Raw genomic sequence first — 1533 nt, forward strand, 5'->3', positions numbered from 1 at the left:
ATGCAGCCTATAAAATCCAAACTCTAACAACCAAACCAACTTTTAACACATGCGTGATTCACGCCACGGGGGAATTGTACGCAAATCAAGGAAATAAACCATGGAAAAGAAATATGAACTTACTGATGAAATAGACATCCTCTATCGTCGACCAATTCGTCGCATTCGTGCACTGAGAGACTTTGGAAAGGTCAAGAAAGGTGATCTTGGTGGTTTTATAGAGCATGAAGGTAACCTCTCTCATGAGGGCGATTGTTGGGTTGGGGATAGGGCAAAGGTTTGCAGTAATGCTCAAATTTATGAGAATGCACAAGTATTTGGACGAGCACGTATCTCATGTAATGCACGTATTTATGGAAATGCTAATGTTTTTGGAAACGCTTGTGTTGAATCCAATGCACATATTTTCGATAATGCGAAAGTTTACGGAATAGCCGAAATTCACGGCAATGCCAAAATTTGTGAAAAAGCTCATATTGGTGGTGAAGCTGTTGTATGTGGTAACACATGTATTTCAGGCAGCACACATATTAGTTATAGTAGAAAAGCCGAACATATCCCTAGGAAAAGGCAGAGCGTATAAGCACTTTCTAACAACCAACCATTTTTAAACACCAGCGTGATTCACGCCACGGGGGAATTGCGCGCAATGTAGGAAATCAAGATGAGTGAACAAAACACTAACCTAATAGAAATTGAAGAAACACATCATGTAGCCGTCGAACAAACTGTCATGGAACGTATTTTAAATAAAGCCTTAGACAGTGACGTCGATATGGATCGCTTAGAGCGTCTTCTTGATTTAAGAGAACAAGAGATAAAACGACAAGAGCGCCAAAATTTTGTCCGTGATCTTTCGGCTGTGCAAATGGCATATAAAAATATCGAACAAAACGCCATTAATAACCATACAAACAGCAAATACGCTACACTTGATCAGTACATTGATGCTGTAAAGAAAGGGCTTGCAACATACAAATTTGCTTTGTTTTATCGTATTAAAAATCAAACAGAAAAAAACGTTACCATAGAAATAACTCTGTCTCATCCTTCAGACAATCAAATCTCAACAGAAGGAACATTTCCAATTGACAGTACAGGCTCTAAAAATAGCATACAATCACTTGGTTCCACACTTACCTACGCACGAAGATACCTATTAGGCATGCTTCTTAATTTAGCAAGTAAAGAAGACGATACAGATGGAAACCCGCCTATTAAAAAGGCTTTTCCACAACAGATCAATGAAATCAGAAGACTTGTCGTACAAACCCAAACAGAAGAAGAAAAAATACTTGCTTATGTCAACGTCAAAAAGCTCGACGATATGTCTGAAGGACAAGCACAAACGGTATTACATCTTTTGAAAGATAAACAAAACAGGCAAAAGGCAGAAACAGATTCTACTATACAAGATGCCGATATAGCAACGCCACAAGAGCAACAAACGGCGGTGTGAGATGGAACAAAGAACAGCAGAATGGTTTCAAGCGCGCTTGGGTAAAGTCACCGCATCAAACATTTACAACATAC

General features: G+C 39.0%; 2 protein-coding genes and 1 pseudogene. All 3 read left to right on the forward strand.

The genetic code is table 11. The annotated features are described in order from the left end of the window. Positions 1–100: 100 nt before the first annotated feature. Complete coding sequence (locus tag ACFINE_RS09685; RefSeq protein WP_375621885.1) at positions 101–583, forward strand: hypothetical protein; 483 nt, start codon at positions 101–103, stop codon at positions 581–583. Between the two features lie 81 nt (positions 584–664). Continuing rightward, on the forward strand, positions 665–1459 hold the full coding sequence (locus ACFINE_RS09690) for an ERF family protein (RefSeq protein ID WP_375612641.1): 795 nt from the start codon (positions 665–667) through the stop codon (positions 1457–1459). 1 nt (position 1460) lies between these two features. Then, positions 1461–1533 (forward strand): annotated as a pseudogene (locus tag ACFINE_RS09695) (exonuclease); the annotation flags it as partial.

Origin of the sequence: Bartonella sp. AA97HXZ, assembly GCF_042196985.1 — a bacterium.
Lineage (GTDB): Bacteria > Pseudomonadota > Alphaproteobacteria > Rhizobiales > Rhizobiaceae > Bartonella.

Excerpts from the sequence above, each read along its gene's own strand:
- ACFINE_RS09690 (WP_375612641.1), top strand. The coding sequence starts at position 665 with ATGAGTGAACAAAACACTAACCTAATAGAAATTGAAGAAACACATCAT.
- ACFINE_RS09685 (WP_375621885.1), top strand. The coding sequence starts at position 101 with ATGGAAAAGAAATATGAACTTACTGATGAAATAGACATCCTCTATCGT.